Below are 26825 nucleotides of genomic sequence, written 5' to 3' on the forward strand. Positions count from 1 at the left end.
GACGAGCCCCACGAGCAGGGAGAGTTGGCCGATGGACTCCGAACCGATCATGCGCCACGCTCCCCCGCTCCCCGGGGCACAGATCATGTCCCAGCGCTGGCGGGACCTGACCTTTCTGCACTGGGCGGTGGACCCTGCCCTGGTCGCTCCGCTGCTGCCCCGCGGCACCCGGCCAGACCTGCACGACGGCGCGACGTACGTCGGGCTCATCCCCTTCCGGATCGCTGAGGTCCGGCCCCCGCGCGGGCCGGCCATCCCGTGGCTGGGGACCTTCCCGGAGACGAACGTGCGGCTCTACTGCGTCGATGCGAGCGGGCGCCGCGGGGTGGTGTTCTGCTCCTTGGACGCCTCGCGGCTGGGCGTGGTGCTCGCGGCCCGCCTCGGGCTCGGGATCGGGTACATGTGGTCGCGGATGCGCGTCAGGCGGACCTCCTCGCAGCTCACATACACCAGCACCCGCCGCGCACCGGGCCCGCGCGGCGCGGGCGGGCGCATCGTGGTGGAGCCCGGCGCGCGGATCGCCCAGCCCTCACCCCTGGAGGACTTCCTCACGGCCCGGTGGCGGCTGTACACCCGTCACCTCGGGCGCACCCTCTGCGTCCCCAACGCCCACGAGCCGTGGCCGCTGCACCGAGCGCGCCAGACCCACCTCGACGACTCCCTCGTCGCGGCCGCCGGGTTCCCCGGCGTCGTGGGCTCACCGCCGGACTCGGTGCTGTGCTCCCCCGGGGTCAACGCGGTCTTCGGGACTCCCCACCTCGCCTGATCCCCGAGATGGCGCACGGGGGCTATCGTCGACGGAGCCGCACCGCAGCGCTCACGTGGAGTGCCGCAGCCTGGCTCGAACCATACCGATCGCGAGGGAGCATCCGTGCAGCGTCTTGACCCCATCGTCCTGGGCTTCCCCGACCTCACCGATGCCACGATCACGACCGCCGACGACGGGGACCCGGCCGGCCAGGACCGGGTGCTGCGCAACGTCACCATCCCCACGCTGACCCCTTTCCTCCCCGACCCGGCGACCCGGACCGGAGTCAGCGTGGTCGTCGCCCCCGGCGGCGCGCTGCACTTCCTCGCCGTGGACAACGAGGGCATGAACGTGGCGCAGCGCCTTGCCGAGCAGGGGATCGCCGCCTGTGTGCTTCAGTACCGACTCGCTCCCACGCCCGTGGAGGAGAGCGCGGTCGAGGCGCTGGTGAGCCGCATCTTCTCCGACCACGCGATCCTCGCGGAGATCTCGGCGGACCGCCGCAAGCCCGCCCGCGACGACGGCGCCGCAGCGCTGGCGACCGTGCGCGAGAACGCTGCCGCATGGGGCCTCGACCCGGACAAGGTCGGCATGGTCGGCTTCTCAGCCGGGGCCTTCGTCACCCTCGCCACAACCCTCGACGGAGCCGACGGGGAACGTCCGTCCTTCGTCGCGCCCGTCTACCCGGCGTGGTGGGGCGAGATCGTGGTCCCGGACCCTGCTCCCCCGATGTTCCTCGCGTGGGCCACCGACGATGGGCTCGGCGACACGATCATCGACTCCGCGATCCGCCTCTACGACGCCTGGCGCCACGCCGGAGCGCCGGTCGAGGCGCACGCCTACTCCCGCGGCGGGCACGGCTTCGGCGCGCGCGTCCAGGGTGCGCCCTCGGACGACTGGCTCGCGGCGTTCGTCCGGTGGATCTCGGCGTCGGGTTTCTAGCCCGACCGCGGCCGACAGCTCCGGGCAGACCAGGCAGTCAGCCCGCAAACCTGCCCAGCGCGAACCGTGGCCCGGCCCCACCGACCGGCGCGTCCGGCGCTTCGCCCGCGAGGTCCGCGAGCACCCGCCCGATCGCCGGCCCGAACTTGAAGCCGTGCCCGGAGAAGCCCGCCGCGACCACGACCCGACCCACGCGGTCGAGCACGAAGTCCTCGTCCGGCGTCGTCGTGTAGGTGCACGAGACCGGGACGAGGTCGTCCGGGTCCACGCCCGGGACCCACTGCTCGACGTACCGCTGGAGCTCGGCGAGGCGTTCCGGCTCAGCCAGGAAGGTGCGCTGGTCAGGATCGGTGACGACGCCGACGCCGTGCAGCCCCACCTTGATGCCCTCACCGGGCGTCGCCATGCCGTAGGCCTCCGCGGGCCAGGTGCGGCCCGGGCCGAGCAGGTCCGGTGACGGACTGTGGGTGAACGACGGCCAGGTGTCCTCGCCGGGGGCACCGGCGCGGAGCTGGAAGTGCGCGGGCTGCTCCTGGGTGACCACGACGGGCAGCTCGAGGCCGAGGAAGCGGTTGACCCAACCTCCGGCCGCGAGCACCACGCGCTCGGCGAGGAACTCGCCGGCGTCGCTGCTCACCCGGACGCCGCCGGGCACGGGGACGATGCTGTGGACGGGTGCGTCGTGACGGACCTGCGCACCGTGGTCGCCTGCGACGAGCTGGAATGCCTCGACGGCACGGTCGGCGTGGACGCGGCCGGCGGTGCTGGGCTCGTGCAGGACGGCGCCCTCGAAGCGCAGCCCGGGCCACCGTTCCGCCGCGGCGTCCGGGTGCAGCCACTCGTAGGGCACGCCCCGGGCCTCGAAGGCGGCAGCGATGTCGTCACGGCGCGGGGCGCCGTGGCTCACGCCGCCGGTGAGGGTGAGGATGTCCAGGCCGGACTCCGACTCGAGCTCGCGCCACAGCCCCAGTGCCTCCTGGGCGAGGTCGAGGCACTCCGGCTGCCCGTAGGTCGTGCGGTAGATCCGCGAGGCTCCGTGCGAGGCCCCGTTGGCGTGCCCGGCACCGAAGCGCTCCAGGAGCACGACGTCGCGCCCACGACGCGCGAGCTCCCACGCCGCGGCGGAACCCATCACCCCACCGCCGACGACGACCACGTCGACCCGCTGCACCTGTCCCTCGCTCACCGCTGTCTGCTCTCTGCTGGTCCGACCGCGACGGCACGATATTCTCGTCCCGTGCCCGATGAAGACTACCGACCTGCCACCCCACGCGACCTGACCTTCCGCCCAGCGACCACGGCTGACCTGCCCGCCCTCGTCGCCCTGGTGGAGTCCGCCTACCGCTCGGAGGAGAGCCGTGAGGGCTGGACCACCGAGACGGACCTGGTGGGCGGTCCCCGCGCCGACGAGGCGATGCTGCTCGCCGACATCGAACGCCCCGGCAGCCGGATCGTCCTGGCTGAGCGGGACGGGACGCTCGTGGGCTGCGGTCACGTCACCCAGATCTCCCCGACCGGCGCGTACTTCGGGCTCTTCGCTGTCCGCCCGAGCGAGCAGGGCAGCGGCGTCGGACGCCAGATCCTCGGCGAGGCCGAGCGGGTGGCCCGCGAAGACTGGCAGCTGGCGACCTTGGAGATGACGGTCCTCAACGTCCGCACCGAGCTGCTCGCCTACTACGGACGTCGCGGTTTCGAACCGACTGGTGAGTCCCAGCCCTTCCCGCCGCCCGGGATCGACGGCATCGTCGTGCTGCGCGACGGCCTGCACCTGGTGGTGCTGCGCAAGAAGCTCCCCTGACCGGCGACGATGCCCCGGGAGACCGAGATCACGCCGTCTCGACCCCACCTGCGGGGGCCTGCGCCCCGTACGATCCACTGGTGAAATCGCTCTCCTTCCGCACCGCAACCGTCTCTGACATCCCCGCCGTCGTCGCCCTGGTGACCTCGGCCTACCGCGGAGAAGAGAGCAAGGTGGGATGGACCACCGAGGCGAACCTCATCGACGGTCAGCGTCTGGACGCAGACATGCTCCGTCCCGAGATCGAGCGGCCCGACAGCCACGTCCTGCTCGGGATGCTCGACGACGAGATCGTGGCCTCCACGCACGTCTGCTCGGTGCGGCCCGGCACGGCAAACGTCGGCCTGTACGCGGTGCGCCCCGGTCTGCAAGGCGGCGGCCTGGGCAAGCAGATGCTCGTCGAGGCGGAGCGGGTGGCCCGCCAGGAGTGGGACGTCAGCGAGCTCGAGCTCACCGTCATCGACATCCGCGACGAGCTCGTCGCCTTCTACGAGCGACGCGGCTTCGAGCGCACCGGGGAGCACCTGCCGCTGTCCTACGGCGACGAGCGCTTCGGCACCCCGCGGGTCCCTGACCTGCGCATGGAGGTCATGCGCAAGGCGTTGGTCACCACCGGCTAGAAGTAGAATCTCCACGAACAACAGCTGTCTGCCATCCCACGGCGTGCATGAACTTCTGAAGACAGCTCGGCATGGCGGTCGGTCCATATATCTGCCATCGTGTAATCGCTCAAGAGAACTTCCAACGTTTCTGGCCAGCGTGGTCTGCTACCCCGTCCACGCACTAGCTCAGCTTAGCTGCCAGCACCTCCCGAAACTTGTTCCCGCCCCTTCGCCGGAACCGCGGGTGCGACGAACGTAGCCAACGGTATACCCCCGCCGGGCGTGCGCATCTGGGGAAAACGAGCTCAGGGATTCCGCAGATTGACCATGCCCGACTACACTCGGCTTGTCTGAGGTGCATGGTCGTCCTGGGGAGTGTCGTGTCCGTCTATTTTCGCGAACCAGGTCCAGACGATGCACTGTTGACAGAGGCACGTAATCTGGGGGATGCAAACCGAAGGTATCTAGGCCATCTCACATTCGACGCTTGGCGTGACTATGCCCAGGCAGGTCATGTACTCGTCGCACTCGATCAGGACACCGACACGATCCAGGGGTACGCTGCCTACCGGACTTCTCGAAATGAGATCGTGCTCGCCCACCTGGTAGTTCACCCGGACGCGAGGAATCTCGGCATCGCGCGTCAACTCATTCAACACCTCTCCGCGAAGTACCCGACGAGACGAGGCATCTCCGCCCACTGCCGTGTTGACTATCCGGCTGACGGAATGTGGCCACGACTCGGATTCATTCCATTGGGTATTCGGCGGGGACGAAGTCGCGAAGGCCACCAGCTCACGTACTGGTGGCGCGACCACGGTCACGAAGATCTCATGACATGGGCCGGAGCGCCGAGCCTAACGTTCCCAGTGGTAATCGATGCCAACATATTTATCGACCTCCATGGGCTGAATCCCGGAAAGGAGGCTGCTAGCACTCGGAAAATCTTCCTCGATATCATAAGAGATCGGGTTGAAGTCCTAGTTACACCCGAGATGTATAGCGAAATGAACCGCGTCTCTGACCTGAAGGAGCGCGCGCGACTGAAAAATATACTCGAGACCCAGTATCCTCGACTACCAGTCCATATTGACCAGGTCGAAAAACAGCGCCAATCCCTGATCCGCGCGATTGGAAAAGCGCCCGCGAAGAACCAAGACCGAAGCGATCTCAACCACATCGCTTATACCGCAGCCGCCGGAGTCACCACCCTGGTAACGCGGGACAATCCGGTGCTGCGCCGCCTAAAGCAACACGCAGAAGCCGCAGTGGGCATTAACCTGGTTGCCCCTCAGGAGCTCGTCGCGCACATCGATGAAGCAGAGAGCGCCCTCGCCTACCGACCATCAGCACTCCTAGGTACTGGATACACGCTCAAAGAAGCAAGTTCTAGCGACGATCAACATCTTCGATTCTTCTTCCGTAACGCCAGTGGGGAGAGGCTGACCGACTTCGAGAGCCGCCTTCGCGAGCTCGCGGCCCGACGACCTCAATCCTCCAGACTCCTCCTGACCGATCCGAGCGGCGCGCCCGTGGCACTGCTCGGCACCAACCCTGCGGGTCCAGTACTGGAAGTCCCGCTAGCCCGAATGGTTACGACACCTCTCCAGGGAACGCTCGCTGCTCAATTGGCGAACATGCTGAGGACTCGCGCGGCCGAATCAGACCTTCGGGCTGTCCGAATAGTCGACCGACACGCAGACCCTATAATCATCGACGCCGTACTTCGCGACGGATTCCGGCTCAGCGAAGGCACTGCCACTGCGCTAACCATCCCTGAGGTGTGCGAACTTGCTGAGATTCAGGCCGTCGTAGATCGATCCCTCTTAGAAACTCAGCTAGGCACGGACGCCTCATATCAATTTCGGGAATCGGCACACCGGCTCATAGAAAACCCCTCAGCACAAGCGGCCTTGAGCCTAGAGAGACAACTTCGACCCCTCTGCATTGTAGATGCGCCTGTAGACGCGTGGCTGGTGCCTATCCGTCCCCATTTTTCCTCGCCGCTCTTCGGCTACCCAGACTCTCTCTTCGACCGACCCGATGAACTGGGCATTAGCGTCGAGCATGTCTACTACAGAGCAGGGCGGTCCGGGGAGACCGCGCCCGCTAGAATCCTCTGGTATGTCAGTGGCGAGCAGGAAGGTGTCGTCATGGGTCGCAGTGAACTGGTTGAGGTACTAGACGGCCCCTGGGAGACCACGTACCGTCAGTTCAGGCGGCTGGGCGTCTACCAGCGGGCTGATGTGGAAGCGGCTGCTCGCAATACTGGCCAAGTGAGAGTGCTGAGGGTAATTAATACCGAGGTCTTCCGAACGCCTGTAACGCTCGCGAGACTTAAGGAGTTCGCAGCCGACTTCAAGACCGGTCTGCAACTCCAGGGCCCGTCGCGGCTCGACGCCAGGTTGTTCGAAAAGATCATGAGGGAGGCTAGTCGGTGACAGTTGACGCGACGCGGAACCGTCACGACCGCCTGATGCTCCTTTCCATCCGTCCCCGCCACGTGGTTCACATCATGAGCGGATTAAAGACCGTCGAGCTGCGACGCTCACGACCCGGCATTCTTCCGGGACAGCCGGTGGCCATCTACTCGACAACACCCCAGGCGGCTGTCGTTGCCCTGTGCCGCGTCTCGCATGTCGAGAGCGCGCCGCCTGCAACCCTCTGGGGTCGCGTCGGGGGCCAATCGGGCGTGCGAAGAAGCGATTTCAACGACTACTTCACAGGATCGAAAATAGCCGTCGCGTTGCACCTGACTGACGTCGAGGCTCTTGAAGAACCCGTGTCACTCGCAGATCTCCGTCTCAGAGGCCCGTTCCAGCCTCCCCAGACGTGGCATTTCCTCGACAGAGAGCGCGTCAGGTCGCTGTTCGGGGAGCACCCTGCAGCTGCCCAACTGTCGACCGCTCTTGAAGCGGCAATGTAGAGATTTGAGCGAACGCGCCACCTGGATGATGGCACAGACGCCTTGGCACAGCATCGTCAACCACCGTGCCTTTATGGGTGACTCAAGTAGCGTCTCCCCCTCGAACTAACTTGGACATCCTTGCAATCACTGTCATGCCAAAGCGGCGTCCGCTGCGCACAGATCCGCCTCACCGCCGCTGCTCGACTGGTCGGGAGCGTTGTCAACGACGGCTGAAAACTGACCCTCTATCGTCGTTTGAAAGTTGACCCCTCCAGGGTCGGTTTGGATCTATTTGGCTGTGTTGGCGGCGAGGAGCTCGCGGCGGCTGCGCGTGCGGTAGGAGTCGCCGGCGAGGGTGATGACCTCGGCGTGGTGGACGAGGCGGTCGATCATGGCGGCGGCGACGATGTCGTCGGAGAACGTCTCGCCCCAGCGCCCGAAAGGCAGGTTGGACGTGACCATGATCGAACCCTGCTCGTAGCGGCTGGCGACGAGTTGGAAGAACAGGTTCGCGGCGTCGTGGTCGAAGGGGATGTAGCCGACCTCGTCGATGATCAGCAGCCGGTAGCGGCGCAGGCGCTTGAGCTCGCGGTCGAGCGTGCCGGTGTTGTGGGCGGCGGTCAGGCGCGCGACCCAGTTGGTGGCGGTATCGAAAAGGACCGGGTAGCCGGCCTGGACGGCCTTGATGCCCAGGCCGATCGCCAGGTGGGTCTTGCCGACCCCGGGCGGGCCCAGCAGGATCACGTTCTCGGCCTTCGCCACGAACGCCGTGGAGGCCAGATGTGCCAGGACATCGCGACGCAGGGACGGCTGATGGTCGGTGTTGAAATCCTCCAGGGTCTTGACGTGGGGGAAGTGCGCCCCGGCGACGCGCATCGCGGTGCCGCTGGCTTCCCGGTCGGCGACCTGACGGGACAGGACCGCGGACAGGTAGTCCTCGTGGGACCACCCACCGGCCCGGGCCTGCTCGGCCAGCTCGGCCCAGACCCGGGCGATCGTGGGCATCTTCAGGACCCGGGTGAGATAGGCCATCGTCGAGGTCATCTCGTTCGCAGTCATCGCTGGGTCTCCGTGCCGGTGGTGGTGAAGTCGATCCCGAACAGGGCGTCGTAGTCGCTGAGCACCCGCAGGCTCACCTGGTGACCGTCCCCGTGCCGGCGCAGGGCTCGTTCTCGGGCGGTGCGTTCGACCGTGAATGCCGCCCGCAGCGTTCTGGCGATCACCACGTGGCCCGGGTCAGTGATGGTGATCCGGTCAGCCCAGCACCGCTCGTGGTCGCCGACGACCTCGCCCCCGCACGTGATCACCACCCTGGTCGGGGTCGCATGGACGTCCACGAGACGGCCGATGACGCGCGGGTCGACGGAGTAGTCCACGGAGTCGAGACGGACGTAGTAGTCACGCGCCAACCGCACCCGAGTGCGCAGCCCGGTCGCCGGGGCCAGAGGCGGCAACGCGGTCATCGCAGCCAGGTCGGCTGGCAGCACCTCCTCGGGACGGCGCCCCAAGGACCGCACCACCCGGGCGTTGGCCCGGGGCAACCAGAGGCCCAGCTGGGTGTTGAAGTCCGCCGGTGAGTCGAAGGACCGCCCAGGCAGGAACGAGGTCTCGAAGAAGTTGTTGTTGCGTTCGACCATCCCTTTGAACTCTGGGTCCCGGGCTGGGGCCAGGCGGAACTTCGTCGCCAGCGTCCCCGCGAACGCCGCCGCCGGGGCGGTCACCACGCCCTTGCCCCCGATCGCGGATTCCCGGTCCCAGACCAACGTCTTCGGCACCTTCCACCACCCGCTGATCAACGCCCACATACCCGCCAGCAGGTCCCCGCCCTGGCGTGAAGGCAACATCACCGCCGAGAGAAACCGCGAATACGCCAACGTCATCACCAAGACCGGCAACATCAGCGACTGCCCGTGCCCGGCCGGGATTCTCGGCTCGGGGAACCACAGGTCGCACTGAGCAATGTCGCCCGGGGCATAGACGATCCGGTCCGCCGGATCGACGCCTGCGTACTCGGGGCGGATCGCTCGGATCCGGTCCTTCAAGATCGTGATCGAGTGCTCCCACCCGATCCGCTCCGCGATCACCGTCGCCGGCATCCGCGGAAAGTCCACCAGCAACTTGCGGACCTCCACCTCCACGCCGTCAACCAGCGACCCACGACCGGCCCGCTCGTACTTGGGCGCCCGGTCTGAGGCCAACGCGGACCGCACCGTGTTCCTCGAGATCCCCAACCGCCTCGAGATCTCCTTGATCGGCACGCCCTCCGCGCGATGCAAACGACGAATCTCTGCCCAGTTCTCCACTGATATCACCCTTCAAGGGTCTAACGGAGGGGTCAAGATTCATCCGACGCCACGGGGTCAGTATTCACGCGTCGTCGACAAGCGTTCGTAGCGGCGCAGGGTTGTCCTGGAGGCGCGGATGACGTCGCCCAGTGATGGGGTCGCACGAGGCCAACGGCGTGACTTCGTGTTGGGTCAGGATGCGGGAGATGGTGCGTGCTGGGACGTCCATGGCAGCGGGCAGGCGACCGGACCGCATCTGGGCCGGGGCGGGCAGCCAACATGAACTGCTCGCGTGCGAGGACGGTTTTCGCCGGCATCGCATGCGGCCCGCTTGACCTGTCGAGCAAGCCTGCGGGGACTTCACTGCGGAACCGGCGCGCCCAACGGTGGCGCGCTCTCGCGAGATGCCCAGCTACTTGGCCACGTGGACCACCGGCCAGCGGCCATGGATCACCCGCTCAACAAGAACGGACCTGCCGTGTACGTTTAGTCACGTACTACCGTGAGACATGAGCACCTCCGTGGGCCGCGAAGATGCCAGATAACTCCACTAAGCCCCCGTGGGCCTCCTCATTTCACGCCCCGCCTGTCACCAACTTGTGGGCTCAGCACCTAGTCGCTCAGCTACTGGGGCCCCAAAGGCACAACCGCCGGCGTCCACCCTCGCCGTTACGCGAGGACAAAGTGCCCCGCCCTGCGCTGGACTCTTCCTCCCCAGGGAACCGCCGGGCTCATAGTGCTACGAGGGAATCCCGCGGCTATCAGACGTATCGCGACGACCGCGAAACCGGGCCCAAATCTAGACCGGCTTTTCAAAACCGAATGGACCACAGTTCGACGAAACTCGATACACGCCCTACGATGCGATCTGCAGCGCATAGCATTCGAGCCGTCGGCTCAAGACAAGAAGCCACTTCATGGGATTGAGCGGATCCGCCACGTTCGGGCTCCGCAGGAAATGGCCTGGATTGCCAGTGGTGATACCCGCCAGCGACTGCGAGGCTGCCTGGAATTTCCTGCGCGCATCTGACGAATTGTGCGCTATCGCGTGCCGCACCGTTGCCATGTCCGATATATCCTGAACGTTTGCGGTCAAGACCATTTCCACGGGAGAGCCTGAAAGCACACCCGCTGACCGACTAATAACCGTCTGAGGATTGTGCCACAGTAAATAGTTCCGGCCCCCGAAGAGCGCAGCACGCGCTAGATCGAGAGTGCGGTAGAGATTCGTCCCCGGAGGGCACGTGGGGGTGTAACTAGCAGTTCCTTTCTTGGCCATAAGGCGCACCGTGGTCGATTCCAAGTACGACTCCCATGCCGCAAATATTCGCAGGTATGCCGCTTCATACAGAGCCTCAAGTTGGCCAGCAGTCAGTTGCTGGCGGAGCTGACTGGCTGGCGGCGCCGAAATCCAAAGCGCCTCGGTTGCCGAAACGAGCCGAATGCTTGCGCCAATAGACTTCTGAAGGTCAACAAATGGCGGCGGCAGATTTGACACCTGATCTACCCTTCCGACAGACCAGCACGGCTCCATATTTCTTCAAACCTAATGCTACGTGGCTTTATGTTGTCAGTTTGCCCCGCAGCCGCAATAAGGAAGTCACGATCTCGCGCTGGCACAACCTCCATCGGAGGCTTCTCGGCGAGAAGTTGGCTAAGTTCTTCCATCGCACCCCAAAGCCGTCGAGCCGCATTCGGACCCATCTTCTTATTAGGTGATGCAAGCCTCTCAAAGCCAGGAAGCCCGTAGAGGCGGTGGTAAACCACCCCAAATAGGGAATAAAAGAGCGCGGGCCGCCGAAATGCGGACCTCGGCAGAAGCTCGCCCACGGTCTCAAAAATCTCATTTAATGTGCGATCGAAACGTTCCACCGTCTGCTGTCGATCCAGCCAGATTAAGGGGCGTTCGCGGTCTCGCTTTGATGACCAAGACTGCCGCAGGCGCCCCCACTCGCTATCAAGATTCCCATAGAACTCGTCAAGTGACGATTTCTTATCCTGAATCCCATCGAGCATTAGCGCAAACAACTCGCCCGTAATTTCCGCTTCCGCCATCCGGGCAATACCCGCTTCGGTCACGATTCGGTTAGAACGCCAAAACTCAATATGCTTGTAGGCCGCATCATAAACCGCTGTCTTGAACTGTCCGAAATACTTTCCGTTCCGGAGCTCTTGGCGAGTGAGGCTTACCGAGTACGTATTAAGTCGCGCAAACATCTCGAGCACGGAGGCGTCGTCGAGCATTTGATATTGGTACGTTACAAAACCATAGTAGAGCAACTCCTCGCGCGCCCTGACATCGAGTTCGTCGAACGCCATTCCAGACCATTTCGAATCGAGCGCACGAGAAATTCGGAATCGCCCACCCATAAAGTCGAAGAGCGTTCTGAGGCGTTGCTGACCATCAATAATCTCACGCCTTCCGACTCGAGATTCCTGACCGACAAGTCGTATGTGTATCGGCGGCACTGGATATCCGCTGAGGAGGGAGTCCAGGAAGTATGATCGCGCCGCGATGCTCCAGACGGGCCGCCGTTGAAATTTCGGGCTAAGTTCGAGTTCTCCTTGCTCATACCATGCAAAGAGGTCGAAACTCGTGTAGCTCGTTAAGGAGTAGTTGCTCGACATGGCCCAAGACTACCCAGGGACTGCAGCACAAGCGACAGCGACACTCGGAGTTTCGACCTCTAGACGCAGGTCCGCGAACCCCTCAGATCCGCCAGCACGGCAGCCAGCAGGGCCTCTTCGCCGAGGACTTGTCCACCTATGGTCGGTCGCGGCTCGGCCCTACCTGTCGAGCAGCCGCCTCCAGCTGGCAGTCAACGTTCTCGTTGACTTTCGCGGATCACACGGCTGATCACCAATGCCGCCCGATCAAAATTAGGCACTATTCGTCCAAAAGGGCGCCCGTCCTTCATTCCCGCAATGCGACATACGTCAATCACCTTGAGTCTGTGAAGAACTCACGGATGCGAAATTGTGGCATTTCGCGGAGGCGAGCATCCACGCCGGATCGCTTGGTGGTCGATGGCATCTACCTAACCCGACGATGCATCCAGATGCGATATGCCGGTGGCGCGAGCCATAAAGTTTGAGTGGAAGGCATCCCGTACTCGACCACGGAGTCTATTTCTAGCGTAGCCGTCCGCATCAGATGCAGCCGAAAGCCGGTTTGGTCGCAGTCGCCCTAACGAGAGAATACTCAAAACTCCGCCGGTGGTGCCCGACTTTTCTAACCACGACTTCACACACCGACAGTGCCGCTTGAGCACCGTCGCCGCGCTCACCCTCCGGCATCCAACGCTCGTCCCTGTCGCGGCCCCCGCCAGCGCGGGAAGCCGACAGCTTTCAAAGCTATCCGCGCTCGCACCGCCAGCCGTTCACACCGTCCAAGACGTCGTCCTGCGCGTCAGCGACGATCCAGCTGACGTCCAGCACGGTCTCGACGCCGCGGCGCGGACCGTCGCGGCGCTCCCTGACGCTCACGTCCGGGTGATCGTCAACGGGCCTGCCCTCGCCGGCGTGACGGGCACCGAAGCGGTCGAGCTGCCCAGGAACACTCGGCTCGAGGCGTGCCGCACAGGCATGCAGGGGCGTGGCATCACCGAGGCCGAGCTGCGGCCCGGGATCCAGACGGTCCCGGCCGCCGTGGTGGCACTCATCGAGGCGCAGGCGGCTGGCTCGGCCTACGTGCGCATCTGAGGCCGCCAGGCCTGGAGGGACGGCCACCCCAGGCACATCCACGCGAACCGCCCTACTCTCGAAAGCATGTGACAGAACACCACGACGCGGCCTAGCTATCTGCGCTGGGCCTCGATCGGGCTTGTCGTACAGGCGCCTGCCCGGTGATCCTCGAGGTCCGCGCCTGAAGCTGCTCCTGGGCACCGGGTTCTGCGGCGGGTTCACCACCTACAGCTCCCTCGCCACCGACACCGCCGTCCTGCTCGACAAGTCGCGCGTGGACCTGGCGGTCCTCTACGTCCTGCTCACCGTGGTGGTCGGTGCGATCGCAACCTTCCTCGGCATCGTGGTGGCAGCCAAGCTCAACGCCCAGAAGCAGACCCGTGAAGGGACCACGCGATGACGCCCGGCATCTTCCTCCTGCTCTGCGTCGCCGGCGGCGTGGGTGCCGGCACCCGATTCGTGGTCGACGGCCTCATCCGGTCCCGGGTCAAGACCACCTTCCCGTGGCCCACCGCGATCATCAACATGTCCGGGTCGCTCGTGCTGGGCATCCTCACGGGTCTCGTCGTGAGCAGGATCGCCTCGACCGACGTGAGCGCGGTCATCGGGACCGGCTTCCTGGGTGGGTACACCACCTTCAGCACGGCGAGCTACGAGACCGTCCAGCTCATCCGCGAGAAGAAGTACTCCACCGCCTTCGCATATTCGATCGGCGTGCTCGTGGTCTGCGTGGCCCTGGCCTATGCCGGCTACCGCTGGGGTGCCTCGCTCTGAGAGCTGTGCGGGGCGTCCGCGAGCGCCTGGCGGTAGGCGTCGGTGTCCCGGTCGCTGAAGGTGTCGATGACCACCCGCATCCCGACGTCGGGGTTGGCCGTGAGCCAGGTCCCGATCGTGGTCAGGGCCACCCGCGCGGCGTCGAGCACCGGGTACCCGAACACCCCGGTGGAGATGGAGCAGAAGGCGATGGACCGGTCCCCGGCGCGGCGCGCCACCTCCAGGCTGGCCTGGTAGCAGGAGGCGAGCAGGGCCGCGTGCTCGCGGGTGGGCTGGTGGTCAGCGACGATCGGCCCGACGGTGTGGATCACGTGCCGCGCCGGCAGGTGGTACCCGTCGGTGAGCTGGGCGCTGCCGGTGGGCTCGGGGTGCCCCTGGGCGATCATCAGCTCGTTGCACTCCTGGCGCAGACCGGGGCCCGCGGCGGCGTGGATGACGTTGTCGATGCACAGGTGGCCGGGGACGAAGCAGCCGAGCAGCTGGGAGTTGGCGGCGTTGACGATCGCGTCGACCCGCAAGGTCGTGATGTCGCCCTGCCACAGGATCACCTGCGCCAGCGGCCCGGTGATGCCCGACGCCGCGAGGGTGGGCAGGTCGTTGACCTCGACCAGCGGGCGGGCGGCCGCCTCGGCGTCGAGGAGGGCGTCCAGGCTGGCCTGGACCGGCGCGGGGATGGGCAGCGGCGGGCGGACGGTGAGCAGAGCGGCGAGGTGCTCACGCTTCTGGGCGGGCGTGGCGTCGTCGGGCAGGGTGCCGTGGGCGGGGAGGCCGGGGGCCAGGCCGGCGGCCTCGGTCTGGAAGTAGTCGACGAGCTCGTCGACGAGGGCGGCCGTCACAGCAGCCCGCGCAGCAGCTCGGCCTGGCCGAGGTGCTTGAGGTCGTCGCCGATGACGCTCTGCAGCCGGACACCGAGGGACACCGGCGGGTCCCAGGACTCGTCCACGATCCGGTCGAGGTCAGGCTCGGACAACCCGGCGAGGAACGACTGGGTGGCCGCGAGGACCTCTGCGCCGTAGCCGGCGAGCAGCCCGGCCTCTGTCCGGACGGCGTCGACCTCGGCGGCGGACTGCCCGTAGCCGGTGGCGTCGCGCTCGAAGGGCAGCCCGAAGCGGTCCACCCACCCGCCGGACGTCCAGACCTGCTCGCGGTCGGCGACGTCGGACACGTGGTCGTCCTGCACCCGCAGGAGGTGCCAGACCAGCCAGCCGATCGTGTTGGCACCGGGGGCGACGTGGTGGGCGAGCTGCTCGGGCGTCAAGCCTTCGACGACGGCGGCCACCCCCTCGCCGATCGTCTCGTACTGTCCGGACAGGACCTCGATCGCTGAGCTCATCTCTTCACGATAGCTGCTCAGCCCTGCTGGCAGCGGGGGTTGGTGCCAGGGCCTGCGCCCCGAGACGCTCATGGTCGCCGGAGGCGCTTCACTGGGGGGACGACCCGCTCTGGAGGAGGACCCGTGACCATCTGGACCTGCGCGAACTGCGCCATCGAGCACCCCGACACCGACGCACCGGCGTTGATCTGCGAGATCTGCGCCGACGAACGGCAGTACCTGCCCGTCGGTGGACAGCGGTGGACCACCCGCGAAGAGCTCCTGGCCGAGGGTTACCGGGTGGCCGTCGAGGAGCTGGAGACCGACCTGTTCAGCGTCGAGGCCGTCCCGCGTCTGGGCATCGGCCAGCGCGGCCTGCTGGTGCGCACCGCCCACGGGAACGTCCTGTGGGAGCCGCCCGGCCTTGTCGACGACGCCGCCGTCGCCGCGATCGAGGCCCTCGGCGGGGTGGCCGCGGTCACCGCGAGCCACCCGCACCTGACCGGTTCCTCCATCCAGTGGAGCCACGCCTTCGGTGGCGCCCCGGTGTACGTGGCCGCTGCCGACGCCCAGTGGATCCGCCGCCCCGACCCGGTCATCACGCTGTGGGACGGGGCGGTCGACGTCCTGCCCGGCCTGACCATGCACCAGTGCGGCGGGCACTTCGCCGGCAGCTCCGTGCTGCACTGGCCCGACGGCGCAGCCGGACGGGGCGCGCTGCTCACCGGAGACACCGTGGCCGTGGGTGCGGACCGCGCCTCGGTCAACGTCATGCGCAGCTTCGTCAACAACATCCCGCTGCCCGAGGTCGCGGTGCAGCGCATCCTCGACACCGTCATGGGGTTGCGCTTCGACCGTCTCTACGGCGCCTTCGGGATCATCGACGCGACGGCGCGCCCCGTCGTCGGCTGGTCGCTGCGCCGCTACATCGACTGGCTGCGCGGCACCCCGCCGGAGTGAGCGGTGAACCCCGCCGCCCGGCCGCTGTCCGCCTCGGTCCACAGGTCGGTTGTGGGGCACCGGTGACAGGCATGCTCGCGTGCCCCACGCCGTCGGCGTCGGTGGTTCTCTACGTCAGATGCCGGGGGCCATGAGGGCCGCTGGCGTGGTTGGACAGAGCCACTTCTCGAAGGCCAGCGGGCCGAACTCCTCGGCGGGCACGGCGGTGTCGAACAGCGGTGTGTACCCGGCGGCGATGTAGAGGGCGACCGCCTCGGGCTGGCGCGGACCGGTGGTGAGGTAGAGGCGTTCGTAGCCGAGGGCCGCGGCTCGGCGTTCCAGCTCGGTGAGCACCACCTTGGCCAACCCGCGACGACGGTGCGCACCGTGGGTCCAGATGCGCTTGAGCTCTGCGGTCGGCACAGCGGGCGTGCCGTCCTCGGTTCGCACGCGGTCCGGGGCTGCGCTCAGGCGCACGTCGCCGAGCTCGGGCTCCGTGCGGCGCCGGAAGGCACCGCCGGCGACCGGCGCCGGGCCGACGAGCAGGATGATGAGGGCGCCATCCGGTTCGACGAAGTCCGTGGCCGGGTACTCCTCCATCTCGTGGAGCAGCTCCTCCTCGGTGAGCACGCCGGAGTACCGGGTGGCGTACTCGGCCGCGAGGTCTTCCAGCAAGGGCCGCACGAGCGGGTCGTCCAGGTGCACCGAGCGGACCTCGAGAGGCTCTCCGCCCACGGTGCTGGTCTGGGTGCGGCGGGTCGAGACGGTCATGCGTGAGCTCCTTCGAGGTGCGGGCAGCGCGGCGGATCCCAGATCGCAGCGAGCGATTGAGTCTACTCATCGACGGGCTGGTCAGGGCGGAGTCCAGCGAGGTCGGGGGCGCTGCTCAGGCCGGCGGGCCAGCCAGACCGAGCGCGACCCGCGCAGCCGCAGGTCGCTGCGCCGGCGCAGGCTGTCCGGGCCGTCGCCGAGGAGGGCGGTCAGCTGCGCCGCGTCAGGTGCGCTGAGCTGCGACGCCGCGGCGCTCATCATCCTCGTCAGGAACAGGGTGGCGAACTCTCCCGCCGGCCCGTGGCCGTCCACGGTCTCCTCGATGGCGACCGTCCGCAGCGTCTCCAGCTCGAAGCCGGCGCGCGCGAGCGGGGCTGACCAGTCGAGGTGGTAAGCGTTGCCCTGCCGGACCGGTTCGAAGGCGGCGTGGAGGCGCTCTTCGAGGTCCGCGAGCTCGAGCGGGAGCACCCGGGGCGGCCCGTCCATCTCGACGACCGTCAGCAGCCCGCCGGGGCGGAGCGCGGCGAAGAGGTTCTCGAAGGCCCGGTCCGGGTCGTCCGCCTCGTGCAGGGAGGCCGACGCCCACGCCAGATCGAAGCGCCCGAGCCTGGTCACGTCCGCAGCGATGTCTGCCTTCTCAGTCGAGATGCGCGTGGCGAGGCCGCGCTCGGCGGCGAGCGAGCGCACACGCTCGAGCATCACGTCGGAGACGTCGGCAGCAATGACCTCGGCGTCGGGGAACTGCTCGGCCAAGGCCACGGTGCCGGCTCCCGTGCCGGAGCCGACGTCCAGGACTCGCCGCACGGCGAGGTCGCCGACACGACTGCGGAGCCACGTCGTGACGTCGGCGAGGAAGGCCGCGTGGATGATCGTGTCGAGCTCGATGGTCCGCACGGACGCGGCGTCGTGGCTGTGAGCGTGCGCATGGCTGCGGCCGCGGTCGTGGCTGTGGTCGTGGCTGTGGTCGTGGGGAGCGTGCATACGTCCAACCTAGACCCGCCATGCGGCTGACGCATACACTCTTGCGTATGACGCAAGATGATGTGGACATCGATGCCCTGGTCCGTCGGCGGATCCGGGCACTGCGACTCTCCCGCGGATGGTCACTCGACAACCTCGCCGCGCGCAGCTTCCTCAGCCCGTCCACCCTCAGCCGGATCGAGACCGGCAGCCGGCGCATCGCCCTCGACCAGCTGGTCCCCCTCGCCCGCGCTCTCGGCACCACCCTCGACCAGCTCGTCGAGGGACCCAACGATGACGACGTCGTCATCCACCCCGAGCGCGACGAGCGGCGCGGGATGACCGTGTGGACCCTGGACCGCGAGCGCAACCCCTTCGACATGACGGTCGCCCGGATGAGGATCACGGAACCGGCTCCCGCGACGGACGAGCTCGGCGTGCACGCCGGACGCGACTGGTTCATGGTGCTCTCCGGCACCGCCGAGCTCCGCCTCGGCGACCGGCTCATCCTCGTCGAGGCCGGTCACGCCGCCGAGTACTCCACGATGATCCCGCACGCCGTGGGCGCGCACGGCGGTCCGGTCGAGGTGCTCCTGCTGCTGAGCCAGGATGCCCAGCGCACTCATCTCCCGCGGGCGCAAGGCGCGCCGCCCGCGGGAGATGAGCGGTCAGGTCAGTAGATGCCGCAGGTGCTGGACGTGCTCGCGGCCGCGTTGTAGAGGCCGTTGACCCGCACGCACGGCGTGGGGTTCTGGACGTCCCACAGGCCCACCTTGAGGATGAAGCTGACCTGGGAGTACGACCGCCCCTGGTTTCCCACCACACCCGAGCTGCCGGCGATGGCTCCGCCCCAGCGCCAGCCTGGCGTGCTCGTCTCGCCCCCACGTTCCTGGATCTTCGCCGAGGTGACGGTGGATCCCGACGCGCACCAGTGACCCACGTGGTAGTAGGTGTACAGCGTGTTGCCCGCGGGCGCCTTGGCGCTGCCGTTGGCGCGAGCAGTCCAGCAGCCCGTGGCGCGGGGCGAGACCGTGAGCCCGCGCGCGTTGGCCGCGTTGAGGCTCGCGACGGCCGCGGCGTTCGCCGGCCGCTGCTCGCCGTAGGTCAGGGTCGTGGTGGCGGGCAGCATGGTCGCGACGAACTCCGCCCGGTCCTCGGCGCTGAGCGTGTCGAGGTAGGCCTCCACCTCGGGTGAGATCTCGGGCGCCGGTGCGCTCGTGACCGAGGACGCGGCAGGCTCTGCGGGGACGTTCGCATGTGCGCCCCCACCTGCGAACATCACTGCACCAGCCGACAACAGTGCCACCATCGCTCGACGCTTCAGCCTCATGGACGTGCCTCTCTGTGGGGATGGGTCCAGTTTGACCCATCCGCATCTAAGCAAGGTTCCCATCAATGTTCACTACCGAGCCGTGCAAGGTACTGGTACCTTGGGCCCATGGCGTCATCCTCCGAGGCGGTTCTCACCCAGCTGCGCAAGGGCGTGCTGGAGTACTGCGTCCTCGCCTGCCTGCGCGGCCAGCCGTCCTACGGCCTGGCCCTCGCCTCCCGCCTCCACACCAGCCAGCTCGTCGCCAGCGAGGGCTCGGTGTACCCCCTGCTGTCCCGGCTGCGCCGCCAAGGACTGGTCGAGACGACCTGGCAGGAGTCGACCTCGGGCCCGCCTCGCCGCTACTACCAGCTCACCGATGCTGGGATCGCCTCGCTCGAAGCCTTCATCGCGACCTGGCAGCCGTTCAGTGATGCCGTCGACGCCATCCTGGAGGACGCACGATGAACACCTCTGCCCGCGACACGCATCCGCTGGTCGTGGCATACCTCGCCGACCTCGACCGCGCCCTGGCCGGCACCGACCCGCAGGAGCGCACCGACACCCTCGCATCGATCCGTGAGCACATCGACGAAGCCCTCGACGGCGCGGAGCAGGACACCGCCACGACCATGGCGGTGCTGGCCAGCCTCGGCCCCGTGGAGCGCATCGCCGCGACGGCGACGCCCGCCCCGAGCTCCGCTCCCCCCACGCCTGCGGCCCACGGATCCCACCCGTGGCTCCCGGTGGTCCTGCTGAGCTGCTCGGTCGTCGCCTTCATCCTCGTCTTCGCGGTCCCGTGGGTCGCTACCACCGTCGCCGTCGCCACCCTCGTCCTGGCGATCATGGCCTTGCGCAGGGGGAGCGACCGGGCAGGGCTCCTGCGCACCAGCATCGTGCTCAGCATCGGCGCCATCGTGGTCTCCGTGCTGCTCATGGTCTTCCTGCTCGCCACCAGCTCCCCGGAGCCTGTCCCGGGCGACGTCGAGATCGTGCAGTCCAGTGCCGACTAACCCCACGCCGGATGAGGAGCGCGCACTGCGCCACGACCTCCTCATCCTGGAGCTGCAGACCAACCCGCAGGTGCGCGCACGGCGGGGCCGGCTTCCCTGGAAGGGCGCCGACCGCTCCGCGCCGCCGGCCCAGAGCGCCACCACGGACCCAGAAGCCCCGCGGGCGTAGCCGACCGTGCCCCGCCGCGCCGATCAGCCCCGTGGCTCCTCGCGGCGCGGCTTGACCGACGAGGGGATCTCGCTCGCGTCGATCGAGGAGAAGTCGCACGTGAACGACCCGCGGTAGCCGAACACCGGCCCGATCAGGGGATTGCTCACGGTGAGGTCGATCCGGTAGACGCCGGCGCCGTCGTCGAAGTACTCGTGCAGCTCGGCGGTGCCGCTGGCGATCATCGGGAAGGAGAAACCGAGCCGGCCCTCGTAGAACCGTTGGGCGCCCGAGCGCAGCACGAGTCCGCCCCGCTCGTCGACGGACAGGTCGAGGTCGACCGCGAGGTGCTGGTGGGTGCCCAGGTAGTCGAGCACGCGGCCGGCGGGCCGGTCGTAGACCATCGTCGCGTCGAAGCGGCTGCGACGGTTGCGTGGGAACTCGAAGGTCCGCACGAAGGTCGTCGTGTCCCGTCCGAGAGAGTCGACGTAGCAGTAGTTCTCGATGACGAAGGGCACCTGGGTCCCCGCACGGGGCACCAGGATGTTGCGCCACGCACCGAACCACAGGAACGGCACGGTCACCGCCGCACCCCGCCAGACCTCGTCCATCACCCCGCGGCCCACGCACGCGTTCTCCCCGTCCGGGGTCAGCCCGAACCGTCGTCGCATCTGCGGGTGCAACCGGTCCAGGTCGCTGCCGAGGGCCTGGGCAAAGACGGAGTCGGTCATGAGCGGGAGGCCCCCTGGTCGGGTGGTGCCGGCCGCGCACTGTGCGGCGACACGGCTTCGGTGGGTGACGGCCCCACCGCTGCGAGCGCGGCCTCGTCGACCTGGTCGGAGATCCGTGGCGGCGTGTCAGCCCGGCCCGTCGGCGGGCGTCGCAGGCAGCGCCGGGCTCGCGGGAGACGCACAGGCGCGGGCAGCAGGATCAGGGCCGCGGCGGCGGCCCAGGCGAGCGGGCCGTCGAGCAGCACCACGACGCCCGTCGCCGCACCCAGACGGACCCCATGCACGACGACGGTCCGCGCCAGCGCGGACTGCGGGTTGACGTCGTGCTCGAGCCACAGCCGCAGCCGGTCGAAGCTCCACGCCGTCATCCACCCGATGACCGGTCGCACGAGCACCCGGTCCAGTGCTGCGCCCTGCCATCCGGGCACGTAGTCGTAGCCGGTGACGAAGCGCACCACGGCGCCGTCGGGCAGGTAGCGCCAGTAGCCGTGGCCCGAGGCGATCGGAGACAGCCGGGAGTGCGCCCGGAAACGCAGCGCGGAGGTGCACGACCCGTCCGGGCGGTGCCGTTCACCGAGGGAGATGCCGACGCCGGTGAGCGTGGCACCAGGGACGGTGCGGTTCTCGTAGCGGAACTGCTGCGGGCTCCCCGCCGGTGTGGGCAGCAGGGTGATGGAGGAGAACCGCAGGTCCCAGGAGGCGTGGGCCACCGGATCTTGGGTGGCCTCCCAGAGCGCGGGCATGGCGGCGCGGATCGGAGCCTCGACATAGATGCGCTGCGGCATGGCGCGAGCGTAACCCGCGGCATCACCTCAGGCCAGGGCATGGATCACCGGCTGGCGGGCCCCACCTCGTACGTGACGCTCATGGTGTGCGAGCCACCGGCCGCGACGGTCACGGCGTCGTCGAGGACGTTCGCCGTCTCGACGCACACCATGGTGGGCCACTCCTCATCTCCGATGTCGGCCATCGCGGCTGCCTTCTCCGCCCAGGGGTTCCAGACCACCGTGTCCGCGGCGTCGCCGGGGGTCACCGTGATGCTCCGCGCGCCGGGGTCGGTGACGGTCAGCGACGTCCCGCGCCGGTACACGCGGTCGGTCACGCCGGAGAAGGTGACCGGTCCGCTCTGCAGGACCGGAGCGGCGCCGGAGGGCGCGGTCTTGTCCAGGTACCGCGCGCCGTCCAGGCCTGCGACGGTGGCCGTGCGGACATCGCTGACGGCCAGGTACGTGTGCAGGGCCTCCTCGAAGGAGAAGGTCTCCTCGCCGGTGTTGCGCACGGTGAGTGCGAGGGTCAGCGCGGCGCCCACGGTCACGGTGTACTCGGCCTCGAAGGCGAAGGACCAGTGCTCCGTTCCCGGCGCGCCGGCGACGTCGTCGTGGGTGAGAGCGAAGGTGAGGGTCACCGTGCCGGCGTCATCGGCGGCGTTGGTCAGCCGCCACGGGGTGGTGCGCGCGAAGCCGTGGGCGGGCGCGAGCCCCGGGGTGCGCCCGGCTCCGAACCACGGGAAGCAGACGGGCACTCCCCCGCGGATCGCCGCGCCGGGGCGGAACTGCGCAGCGCCGCTCAGCCAGATCACCGGGTCCCCACAGGCGGGCTGCCACGCGGTGAGGTGCGCACCTTGGAGGTACACCTCCCCCGTCGCGACGGCGGTGGCCACCCGCACCACCGGCAGGCCGCCCTCACCGTCGGCCAGCGTCACGGACGGCGGAAGGTCGGTCGTGCGGGGCAGGTGAGGCGCAGGCGTCGAGGTCATCCCCCGACGCTACAGGCGCCCGGGCGGTGCCGGACGGAAGGCGCCACGGTGCCGCAGCCGGGCGTCAGTCCTCGAGCCCGGGAAGGTGCGGCTCGGACAGGGACAGCACCGCCCCCACGATCGCCGGCCGTTCTCGCAGCCGCTGCTCCACGGCCGCCAGCTCGCGGGCCACCTCGTTCTCGGGTGCGTTCCCGACGAGGTCGACAGACCCGATGACGAGGATCTCACCGGCGCCGACCACCTCGAGCACGAGCGACGTGACGCGCTCGACCGCCGGGTCTGCGCGCAGCTCGCGAAGCACCGCGGCCCGAGCCTCGGGGTCAGCGAGCTGGCCCACGAGGAAGCGCCGGTTGCGGTCGATCAGCACGATCGCGACGACACCCAGCAGCACCCCGACGAGGATGGACCCGACGGCGTCCGGCACGCTCGAGCCGGTGAACTCCTGCGCAGCGATGCCCGCGGCCGCGATGACCAGGCCCACGAGCGCGGCGGCGTCCTCGAAGAAGACGGCGCGGGTGGTCGCGTCGCTCGTGTCGAGGATGTGGCCGAGCAGGTCCTTGTTCCGGGCGCGCGCGGCGCGCCGCGCCTGCCGGGAGGCCTGGCGGAAGGAGACACCTTCCAGGACGAAGGCCACCGCCAGCACGACGTAGGCCACGCCGAGGTTCTCCGCCGGGTCAGGGTGCGCCAGCTCCTGGATGCCGTGGGTGATCGAGACCCCGGCACCCACCGCGAACAAGCCGATCGCCGCGAACATCGACCACACGTACACCTCCCGCCCGTACCCGAGAGGGTGCTGGGCGTCGGCGGGCTTGGCGGCGCGGCGATGGGCGATGAAGAGGAAGATCTCGTTGCCGGCGTCGGCCCAGGAGTGGGCGGCCTCGGCGAGCATGGACGCGGCGCCGGTCACCACGGCCGCGACCGTCTTGGCGAGCGCGATGAGCAGGTTCGCCCCGAGGGCGACGATCACGGTGCGTAGGCTCTCGCCCTTCTCCGAGGGCTCGTGGGTCGTCATGACGCTGCCTCCATGAGCCTGGGTCGACGGCCGCCGGCCTGCCCCTCAGGCTAACTCCCGACGTCGCACTCGTGCCGGGTGAGGCTCAGATCACCGCTGTCCTGACAGGACCCTCGGGCGCGGGTCGTGCTCGGTGAGGTCAACCTCGAACAGCAGGCTGTCCCGGGGACCGGCTTCGATGTTCGGGTGGACGGCGTGCGCAGGGAGCTCGGCCTTCAGCTCGAAGCCGGCGCCGCGCAGCGTCGCGGCGGAGCCGGTGTTGTCGACGTCGGTCGAGGCCCAGACCCTCGTGACGGCCGTGTCCTGAGCCAGAGCTCCCAGGACGAGGCCCAGTGCCTCGCGCATGTACCCGCGCCGCCAGTGCGCGGGCCCGAGGCAGAACCCCAGCTCCACCTCGCCACCCTCCCACCAGCACGAGAACATCCCGGCGGGCTCACCCTCCAGGTGGATGATCCACGTCTGCTCCTCGGGGTGCTGCGCGTCGTTGGCGCGGATGATCTGCTCGAGCACACCCCGCGTCTGGTCAGCAGACTCGTGGGGGTGCCAGGTCAGGTAGCGCGCCACCGCCGCGTGCGAGCACACCGCGGCGAAGAGCTGCTCGGCGTCCTCGGGGCGCGGGAGGCGCAGCTCGATGCGGGTACCGGTCAACGTCTCGGGCAGGCGTGTCATCAGCGGTGCTCTCCTCATCGGGAACGGACGGCGGGCGGCGCGCAGACTCTCGTCCGCGCACCGCCCGCCGTCGTCGGGGTCTGTCCAGGTCAGCCGAAGATGGCCGGCAGCGTGGCGGTGTGGACCTCGCGGGCCTCGTCCAGCGGCAGCGTGAACAGGCCGGTGATCTCGAGCGCCTCGGCGCCGTCAGTGCTCTCGATGGCGTGGCCGGTCTCGCCGAGCTTGAGGTACGGCACGCCGCGGGCGACGCAGGCGTCGACGAAGCGCACCTCTTCCCCGCGCGGCACCGAGACCAGCGCACGGGCGGTGGACTCCGAGAACAGCGCCTCGAAGGGCGTCACGCCGTCACGGGCGACGAGCGCGTCGATCGAGACGCGAGCACCCACACCGAAGCGCAGGCACGCCTCGATGAGGCCCTGCACGAGCCCGCCCTCGGAGAGGTCGTGCGCGGCGTCGACCAGTTCGTCGCGGGTGGCGTTGATGAGCACCTCGGCGAGGGACCGCTCAGCGGCCAGGTCGAGCTTGGGCGGCAGGCCACCCAGGTGGTTGTGCACGACGTCGGCCCAGGCCGAGCCGTCCAGCTCGGCGCGCGTGGTGCCGAGCAGGAAGATCGTCTCCCCCGCGGCCCGCCAGCCGGATCCGGTGGCGCGCGAGACGTCGTCGAGCACGCCCAGGACGCCGACGACGGGGGTCGGGTGGATCGAGGAGTCGATCTGGCCGGGCTCACCGGTGCCGTTGTACAGCGAGACGTTTCCGCCAGTCACGGGCACGCCGAGGGTCTGGCACCCGTCGGCCAGGCCTTCGATGGCCTCGACGAGCTGCCACATGGAGTCCGGGTCCTCGGGGGAGCCGAAGTTCAGGCAGTCCGTGATGGCGAGCGGGCGCGCACCGGTCGTGGCGACGTTGCGGTACGCCTCGGCCAGGGCGAGCTGGGCGCCGGTGCGCGGGTCGAGCTTGGCGTACCGTCCGTTGGCGTCCGTGGCCAGGGCCACGCCGAGGCCGGTCGACTCGTCCACGCGGATGACGCCGCCGTCGTCGGGCTGGGCGAGGGCGGTGTTGCCCTGGACGAAGCGGTCGTACTGGTTGGTGACCCACGCCTTGGAGGCGAGGTTCGGGGAGCCGAGCAGGCGCAGCGCGGTCGCGCGCAGCTCCTCCACCGTCTCCGGGCGCGCCAGCGCGGCGGCCACGACGGTGTCCGCGTTGAGGGCGTCCTGCCACGACGGGCGGGCGTAGGGGCGGTTGTAGACCGGGCCCTCGTGCGCGACCGTGCGCGGGTCGACGTCGACGATCCGCTGGCCGTGGTGGTCGATGGTCAGGCGGCCGGAGTTGTTGACCTCACCGACGACGGCCGTCTCGACGTCCCACTTGCCGGTGATCGCGAGGAAGTCGTCGAGCTTGTCCGGGGTGACCACGGCCATCATGCGTTCCTGCGACTCGGACATGAGGATCTCGCCGGCGTTGAGCGACGGGTCGCGCAGCAGCACGTCGTCGAGCCAGACGTGCATGCCGCCCTCGCCGTTGGAGGCCAGCTCGGAGGTGGCGCAGGAGATCCCGGCCGCGCCGAGGTCCTGGATGCCCTCGACGACCTTGGCCGCGTAGAGCTCGAGGCAGCACTCGATGAGCACCTTCTCCATGAAGGGGTCGCCCACCTGGACGCTGGGGCGCTTGGCCGGCACGCCGTCCTCGAAGGTCTCCGAGGCGAGGATGGAGGCTCCGCCGATGCCGTCGCCGCCGGTGCGCGCACCGAAGAGGACCACCTTGTTGCCCACGCCCGAGGCGTTGGCCAGGTGGATGTCCTCGTGGCGCAGCACGCCGACGCACAGCGCGTTGACGAGGGGGTTGCCCTGGTAGGAGCTGTCGAAGACGAGCTCGCCGCCGATGTTGGGCAGGCCGAGGGAGTTGCCGTAGCCGCCGACGCCGGCCACCACGCCGTGCACCACGCGCGCGGTGTCGGGGTGGTCGACCGCGCCGAAGCGCAGCTGGTCCATGACGGCGACGGGGCGCGCGCCCATGGAGATGATGTCGCGGACGATCCCGCCGACCCCGGTCGCCGCACCCTGGTAGGGCTCGACGTAGCTGGGGTGGTTGTGGGACTCGACCTTGAAGGTGACAGCCCAGCCGTCGCCGATGTCGACGACGCCGGCGTTCTCACCGATGCCGACGAGCAGGTGCTTCTTCATCTCGTCGGTGGTCTTGGCACCGAACTTCGACAGGTGGACCTTGGAGGACTTGTAGGAGCAGTGCTCAGACCACATGACCGAGTACATGGCGAGCTCGGCGGCCGTGGGGCGGCGGCCGAGGATGTCGCGGATGCGCTGGTACTCCTCAGGCTTGAGGCCGAGCGCTGCGAAGGGCTGGCTCTCGTCCGGCGTCGCCGCAGCGTGGTCGACGGTGTCAAGAGTGGGCTTGCTGGGGGCGGTCATCAGATCCCTCATCGGTATGTGCCCTGGGGCGGAGCACGGCT

General features: G+C 68.3%; 30 protein-coding genes and 1 pseudogene. 14 read left to right on the forward strand and 17 right to left on the reverse strand.

All coding sequences use genetic code 11. The features are described 5' to 3' along the window. Positions 1 to 31 precede the first annotated feature (31 nt). Positions 32 to 766, forward strand: coding sequence for a YqjF family protein (locus SS2_RS00465; protein WP_066460273.1), 735 nt, complete (start codon positions 32 to 34; stop codon positions 764 to 766). A gap of 105 nt (positions 767 to 871) precedes the next feature. Beyond that, on the forward strand, positions 872 to 1690 hold the full coding sequence (locus SS2_RS00470) for an alpha/beta hydrolase (protein WP_066460275.1): 819 nt from the start codon (positions 872 to 874) through the stop codon (positions 1688 to 1690). 37 nt (positions 1691 to 1727) lie between these two features. Here the strand turns inward: SS2_RS00470 and SS2_RS00475 are convergent, their stop codons facing one another. Continuing rightward, positions 1728 to 2876 carry an FAD-dependent oxidoreductase gene (locus SS2_RS00475; protein ID WP_281178648.1) on the reverse strand — a complete coding sequence of 383 codons (1149 nt, stop codon included), beginning with the start codon at positions 2874 to 2876 and terminating at the stop codon, positions 1728 to 1730. A 51-nt stretch (positions 2877 to 2927) separates the two neighbouring features. Here SS2_RS00475 and SS2_RS00480 point away from each other — a divergent pair, with 51 nt between their 5' ends. From SS2_RS00480 to SS2_RS17250, 5 genes and pseudogenes are all read left to right on the forward strand, one after another. Then, the gene (locus tag SS2_RS00480) at positions 2928 to 3488 is read left to right on the forward strand and encodes a GNAT family N-acetyltransferase (RefSeq protein ID WP_066460277.1); all 561 of its coding nucleotides are present in this window, start codon (positions 2928 to 2930) and stop codon (positions 3486 to 3488) included. A gap of 80 nt (positions 3489 to 3568) precedes the next feature. Then, positions 3569 to 4108 carry a GNAT family N-acetyltransferase gene (locus SS2_RS00485; protein WP_066460279.1) on the forward strand — a complete coding sequence of 180 codons (540 nt, stop codon included), beginning with the start codon at positions 3569 to 3571 and terminating at the stop codon, positions 4106 to 4108. Between the two features lie 341 nt (positions 4109 to 4449). Continuing rightward, positions 4450 to 4839 (forward strand): annotated as a pseudogene (locus tag SS2_RS18205) (GNAT family N-acetyltransferase); the annotation flags it as partial. A gap of 84 nt (positions 4840 to 4923) precedes the next feature. Next, positions 4924 to 6531, forward strand: coding sequence for a PIN domain-containing protein (locus SS2_RS16870; RefSeq protein ID WP_245643243.1), 1608 nt, complete (start codon positions 4924 to 4926; stop codon positions 6529 to 6531). Beyond that, positions 6528 to 7016: an ASCH domain-containing protein gene (locus SS2_RS17250; RefSeq protein ID WP_157607136.1), complete on the forward strand. Its 489-nt coding sequence runs from the start codon at positions 6528 to 6530 to the stop codon at positions 7014 to 7016. The genes SS2_RS16870 and SS2_RS17250 overlap by 4 nt, the downstream gene beginning before the upstream one ends. A 270-nt stretch (positions 7017 to 7286) precedes the next feature. Here the strand turns inward: SS2_RS17250 and istB are convergent, their stop codons facing one another. The 5 genes from istB to SS2_RS18080 form a co-directional block, all read right to left on the reverse strand. Beyond that, positions 7287 to 8057, reverse strand: coding sequence for an IS21-like element helper ATPase IstB (istB, locus tag SS2_RS00495; protein ID WP_066460282.1), 771 nt, complete (start codon positions 8055 to 8057; stop codon positions 7287 to 7289). Continuing rightward, on the reverse strand, positions 8054 to 9310 hold the full coding sequence (gene istA / locus SS2_RS00500) for an IS21 family transposase (RefSeq protein ID WP_157607137.1): 1257 nt from the start codon (positions 9308 to 9310) through the stop codon (positions 8054 to 8056). Before istA ends, istB begins: the two co-directional genes overlap by 4 nt. Positions 9311 to 9333: 23 nt before the next feature. Further along, the gene (locus tag SS2_RS18210) at positions 9334 to 9723 is read right to left on the reverse strand and encodes a leucine zipper domain-containing protein (protein WP_083941414.1); all 390 of its coding nucleotides are present in this window, start codon (positions 9721 to 9723) and stop codon (positions 9334 to 9336) included. A 1063-nt stretch (positions 9724 to 10786) separates the two neighbouring features. Further along, positions 10787 to 11911, reverse strand: a complete 1125-nt coding sequence (locus SS2_RS16880; RefSeq protein ID WP_083941417.1) for a DUF262 domain-containing protein — start codon at positions 11909 to 11911, stop codon at positions 10787 to 10789. A 726-nt stretch (positions 11912 to 12637) separates the two neighbouring features. Further along, positions 12638 to 12769 (reverse strand): hypothetical protein, encoded by a 132-nt coding sequence (locus SS2_RS18080; RefSeq protein WP_281178649.1) that lies wholly within the window; start codon positions 12767 to 12769, stop codon positions 12638 to 12640. 36 nt (positions 12770 to 12805) lie between these two features. Here SS2_RS18080 and SS2_RS17545 point away from each other — a divergent pair, with 36 nt between their 5' ends. The 3 genes from SS2_RS17545 to crcB all read left to right on the forward strand — a co-directional run bounded on the left by SS2_RS17545 (position 12806) and on the right by crcB (position 13741). Beyond that, entirely contained in the window at positions 12806 to 12985 is a 180-nt protein-coding gene (locus SS2_RS17545; protein ID WP_169796230.1) for a DsrE family protein, read from the forward strand. A 121-nt stretch (positions 12986 to 13106) separates the two neighbouring features. After that, positions 13107 to 13367: a fluoride efflux transporter FluC gene (locus tag SS2_RS17550; protein ID WP_066460291.1), complete on the forward strand. Its 261-nt coding sequence runs from the start codon at positions 13107 to 13109 to the stop codon at positions 13365 to 13367. Further along, positions 13364 to 13741: a fluoride efflux transporter CrcB gene (gene crcB / locus SS2_RS00515; protein WP_066460292.1), complete on the forward strand. Its 378-nt coding sequence runs from the start codon at positions 13364 to 13366 to the stop codon at positions 13739 to 13741. The genes SS2_RS17550 and crcB overlap by 4 nt, the downstream gene beginning before the upstream one ends. Here the strand turns inward: crcB and SS2_RS00520 are convergent. Further along, positions 13717 to 14577, reverse strand: coding sequence for a protein-ADP-ribose hydrolase (locus SS2_RS00520; protein ID WP_066460294.1), 861 nt, complete (start codon positions 14575 to 14577; stop codon positions 13717 to 13719). The two genes, crcB and SS2_RS00520, sit on opposite strands and share 25 nt — an antisense overlap. Next, positions 14574 to 15074, reverse strand: a complete 501-nt coding sequence (locus tag SS2_RS00525; RefSeq protein ID WP_066460298.1) for a mycothiol transferase — start codon at positions 15072 to 15074, stop codon at positions 14574 to 14576. Before SS2_RS00525 ends, SS2_RS00520 begins: the two co-directional genes overlap by 4 nt. Positions 15075 to 15197: 123 nt before the next feature. Between SS2_RS00525 and SS2_RS00530 the strand changes: the two genes are divergently transcribed. Continuing rightward, positions 15198 to 16013 carry an MBL fold metallo-hydrolase gene (locus tag SS2_RS00530; protein ID WP_066460300.1) on the forward strand — a complete coding sequence of 272 codons (816 nt, stop codon included), beginning with the start codon at positions 15198 to 15200 and terminating at the stop codon, positions 16011 to 16013. A 114-nt stretch (positions 16014 to 16127) separates the two neighbouring features. On the opposite strand, the gene SS2_RS00535 is transcribed toward SS2_RS00530, so the two are convergent. Continuing rightward, a complete protein-coding gene (locus tag SS2_RS00535; protein WP_083941424.1) occupies positions 16128 to 16763 on the reverse strand; it encodes a GNAT family N-acetyltransferase in 636 nt (211 codons plus the stop codon). Positions 16764 to 16844: 81 nt separating this feature from the next. Next, complete coding sequence (locus tag SS2_RS00540) at positions 16845 to 17744, reverse strand: class I SAM-dependent methyltransferase (protein WP_066460302.1); 900 nt, start codon at positions 17742 to 17744, stop codon at positions 16845 to 16847. Positions 17745 to 17791: 47 nt separating this feature from the next. On the opposite strand from SS2_RS00540, the gene SS2_RS00545 reads away from it, so the two are divergent. After that, positions 17792 to 18403 (forward strand): helix-turn-helix domain-containing protein, encoded by a 612-nt coding sequence (locus SS2_RS00545; RefSeq protein ID WP_066460303.1) that lies wholly within the window; start codon positions 17792 to 17794, stop codon positions 18401 to 18403. Here the strand turns inward: SS2_RS00545 and SS2_RS00550 are convergent. Continuing rightward, entirely contained in the window at positions 18397 to 19032 is a 636-nt protein-coding gene (locus SS2_RS00550) for a hypothetical protein (protein ID WP_066460304.1), read from the reverse strand. The genes SS2_RS00545 and SS2_RS00550 overlap by 7 nt on opposite strands. A gap of 129 nt (positions 19033 to 19161) precedes the next feature. Here SS2_RS00550 and SS2_RS00555 point away from each other — a divergent pair, with 129 nt between their 5' ends. Together SS2_RS00555 and SS2_RS00560 are read left to right on the forward strand one after the other, a co-directional pair. Continuing rightward, positions 19162 to 19500, forward strand: coding sequence for a PadR family transcriptional regulator (locus tag SS2_RS00555; RefSeq protein ID WP_066460305.1), 339 nt, complete (start codon positions 19162 to 19164; stop codon positions 19498 to 19500). Then, entirely contained in the window at positions 19497 to 20045 is a 549-nt protein-coding gene (locus SS2_RS00560; RefSeq protein ID WP_066460307.1) for an HAAS signaling domain-containing protein, read from the forward strand. The genes SS2_RS00555 and SS2_RS00560 overlap by 4 nt, the downstream gene beginning before the upstream one ends. A gap of 192 nt (positions 20046 to 20237) precedes the next feature. On the opposite strand, the gene SS2_RS00565 is transcribed toward SS2_RS00560, so the two are convergent. The 6 genes from SS2_RS00565 to purL form a co-directional block, all read right to left on the reverse strand. Then, positions 20238 to 20924 (reverse strand): DUF4166 domain-containing protein, encoded by a 687-nt coding sequence (locus tag SS2_RS00565; RefSeq protein WP_066460312.1) that lies wholly within the window; start codon positions 20922 to 20924, stop codon positions 20238 to 20240. Further along, complete coding sequence (locus SS2_RS00570) at positions 20921 to 21709, reverse strand: hypothetical protein (RefSeq protein WP_066460314.1); 789 nt, start codon at positions 21707 to 21709, stop codon at positions 20921 to 20923. The genes SS2_RS00565 and SS2_RS00570 overlap by 4 nt, the downstream gene beginning before the upstream one ends. A 44-nt stretch (positions 21710 to 21753) precedes the next feature. Then, the gene (locus tag SS2_RS00575; protein WP_083941430.1) at positions 21754 to 22680 is read right to left on the reverse strand and encodes a D-hexose-6-phosphate mutarotase; all 927 of its coding nucleotides are present in this window, start codon (positions 22678 to 22680) and stop codon (positions 21754 to 21756) included. 64 nt (positions 22681 to 22744) lie between these two features. Continuing rightward, a complete protein-coding gene (locus SS2_RS00580) occupies positions 22745 to 23692 on the reverse strand; it encodes a cation diffusion facilitator family transporter (protein WP_066460318.1) in 948 nt (315 codons plus the stop codon). 90 nt (positions 23693 to 23782) lie between these two features. Further along, complete coding sequence (locus SS2_RS00585) at positions 23783 to 24361, reverse strand: GNAT family N-acetyltransferase (protein ID WP_066460320.1); 579 nt, start codon at positions 24359 to 24361, stop codon at positions 23783 to 23785. A gap of 89 nt (positions 24362 to 24450) precedes the next feature. Then, on the reverse strand, positions 24451 to 26784 hold the full coding sequence (purL, locus tag SS2_RS00590) for a phosphoribosylformylglycinamidine synthase subunit PurL (RefSeq protein WP_066460322.1): 2334 nt from the start codon (positions 26782 to 26784) through the stop codon (positions 24451 to 24453). Positions 26785 to 26825: the final 41 nt, after the last annotated feature.

It is taken from the genome of Sanguibacter suarezii NBRC 16159, assembly GCF_001552735.1.
Lineage (GTDB): Bacteria > Actinomycetota > Actinomycetes > Actinomycetales > Cellulomonadaceae > Sanguibacter > Sanguibacter suarezii.

Excerpts from the sequence above, each read along its gene's own strand:
- SS2_RS00465 (WP_066460273.1), top strand. The coding sequence starts at position 32 with ATGGACTCCGAACCGATCATGCGCCACGCTCCCCCGCTCCCCGGGGCA.
- SS2_RS00540 (WP_066460302.1), bottom strand. The coding sequence starts at position 17,744 with ATGCACGCTCCCCACGACCACAGCCACGACCACAGCCACGACCGCGGC.
- SS2_RS00570 (WP_066460314.1), bottom strand. The coding sequence starts at position 21,709 with ATGCCGCAGCGCATCTATGTCGAGGCTCCGATCCGCGCCGCCATGCCC.
- istB (WP_066460282.1), bottom strand. The coding sequence starts at position 8,057 with ATGACTGCGAACGAGATGACCTCGACGATGGCCTATCTCACCCGGGTC.
- SS2_RS00550 (WP_066460304.1), bottom strand. The coding sequence starts at position 19,032 with ATGGTGGCACTGTTGTCGGCTGGTGCAGTGATGTTCGCAGGTGGGGGC.
- SS2_RS00580 (WP_066460318.1), bottom strand. The coding sequence starts at position 23,692 with ATGACGACCCACGAGCCCTCGGAGAAGGGCGAGAGCCTACGCACCGTG.
- SS2_RS00535 (WP_083941424.1), bottom strand. The coding sequence starts at position 16,763 with ATGACCGTCTCGACCCGCCGCACCCAGACCAGCACCGTGGGCGGAGAG.
- SS2_RS00560 (WP_066460307.1), top strand. The coding sequence starts at position 19,497 with ATGAACACCTCTGCCCGCGACACGCATCCGCTGGTCGTGGCATACCTC.
- SS2_RS16870 (WP_245643243.1), top strand. The coding sequence starts at position 4,924 with ATGACATGGGCCGGAGCGCCGAGCCTAACGTTCCCAGTGGTAATCGAT.
- crcB (WP_066460292.1), top strand. The coding sequence starts at position 13,364 with ATGACGCCCGGCATCTTCCTCCTGCTCTGCGTCGCCGGCGGCGTGGGT.
- SS2_RS00545 (WP_066460303.1), top strand. The coding sequence starts at position 17,792 with ATGACGCAAGATGATGTGGACATCGATGCCCTGGTCCGTCGGCGGATC.
- SS2_RS00555 (WP_066460305.1), top strand. The coding sequence starts at position 19,162 with ATGGCGTCATCCTCCGAGGCGGTTCTCACCCAGCTGCGCAAGGGCGTG.
- SS2_RS16880 (WP_083941417.1), bottom strand. The coding sequence starts at position 11,911 with ATGTCGAGCAACTACTCCTTAACGAGCTACACGAGTTTCGACCTCTTT.
- purL (WP_066460322.1), bottom strand. The coding sequence starts at position 26,784 with ATGACCGCCCCCAGCAAGCCCACTCTTGACACCGTCGACCACGCTGCG.
- SS2_RS00525 (WP_066460298.1), bottom strand. The coding sequence starts at position 15,074 with ATGAGCTCAGCGATCGAGGTCCTGTCCGGACAGTACGAGACGATCGGC.
- SS2_RS00575 (WP_083941430.1), bottom strand. The coding sequence starts at position 22,680 with ATGACCTCGACGCCTGCGCCTCACCTGCCCCGCACGACCGACCTTCCG.
- SS2_RS00585 (WP_066460320.1), bottom strand. The coding sequence starts at position 24,361 with ATGACACGCCTGCCCGAGACGTTGACCGGTACCCGCATCGAGCTGCGC.
- SS2_RS00565 (WP_066460312.1), bottom strand. The coding sequence starts at position 20,924 with ATGACCGACTCCGTCTTTGCCCAGGCCCTCGGCAGCGACCTGGACCGG.